At 64.7% G+C, this 1,058-nt stretch carries 2 protein-coding genes; both read right to left on the reverse strand.

Annotation, left to right across the window (positions count from 1 at the left end):
• On the reverse strand, positions 1-150 hold a 150-nt coding region (locus BN1121_RS03410), incomplete at its 3' end, for a VF530 family protein (RefSeq protein WP_043597240.1).
• 4 nt (positions 151-154) lie between these two features.
• A complete protein-coding gene (gene asd, locus BN1121_RS03415) occupies positions 155-1,021 on the reverse strand; it encodes an archaetidylserine decarboxylase (RefSeq protein ID WP_005345764.1) in 867 nt (288 codons plus the stop codon).
• Positions 1,022-1,058 lie beyond the last annotated feature (37 nt).

Consider the following 1,058-nt stretch of genomic DNA (forward strand, 5'->3'; position numbering starts at 1 on the left):
GAAGGTGAGGCTCGACTTGATGCTGGGGTCGTGGGTGAAACAGCGCACCGGGATCTGCCGCCCTAGTTCCGGCCAGCCATAGTGCTCCACCAGTTCGGTGAGCATCATGGCCAGGGTCACCCCGTGCAGCGGGTTGTTTTGCTGGCTCACGGGCTTACCCCTTGAGGTGGGCGAACGGCGCACCCATGCGGGTGACCACGCCCGGTTGCAGGTGCGGCTCGAACTGCTCGAGCATGCCCGGGCCAAACAGGCAGACGACGGTGCTGCCGAGTTTGAACAGCCCCATCTCTTCGGCCTTTTTCAGGGTGATGGCTTGCTCGCCTGGGTAGTCCCAGCGTTTGACCTCTTTGCGACCGCACGGGGCGATGCAACCGGCCCAGCTGGTCTCGATGCTGGCGACTATGGTGGCGCCGACCAGCACCATGGCGAGAGGGCCGTGCTCGGTGCGGAAGGTGGCGACCACCCGCTCATTGCGGGCGAACAGGTTGGGCACGTTCTCGGCGGTCAGGGGATTGACCGAGAAGAGATCCCCCGGCACGAACACCATGCTCTCGAGCACGCCGTCCAGCGGCATGTGGATGCGGTGGTAGTCCTTGGGCGCCAGGTAGATGGTGGCGAAGTCGCCGTCCTTGAACGGGGCGACCAGATCGTCATAGCCCCCCAGCAGCTCGCGGGCGCTGTAGTCGTGGCCCTTGGCCTGGATGATGCGACCCTGGCTGATGGGGCCGAGCTGGCTGACGGTGCCATCCACCGGCAGGGCCAGGGTCATGGGATCCTCGACCACGGGGCGGATGCCCTCTTTGAGCGGACGGGTGAAGAAGGCGTTGAAGCTCTTGTAGTGGGCGGGCTCTTCGTGCAGGGCCTCGCTCATGTCCACGCCGTAGCGACCAATGAAGTATTCGATGACGCGGGTGGTCAGGGTGCCCGCCTCGGCGGCGGCCAGCTTGCCCACCAGACGGGAGAGGGCGTGTTTGGGCAGGCAGTATTGGCCGGCGATTTTCAGGGTATCGGTGATGCTCATGATGCTCGCAATAAACAGGTGGATCAGAGGCGGGCTT

The organism is Aeromonas diversa CDC 2478-85, from assembly GCF_000819805.1.
Lineage (GTDB): Bacteria > Pseudomonadota > Gammaproteobacteria > Enterobacterales > Aeromonadaceae > Aeromonas > Aeromonas diversa.

Coding starts and splice junctions, on each gene's coding strand:
- asd (WP_005345764.1), bottom strand. CDS start 1,021: ATGAGCATCACCGATACCCTGAAAATCGCCGGCCAATACTGCCTGCCC.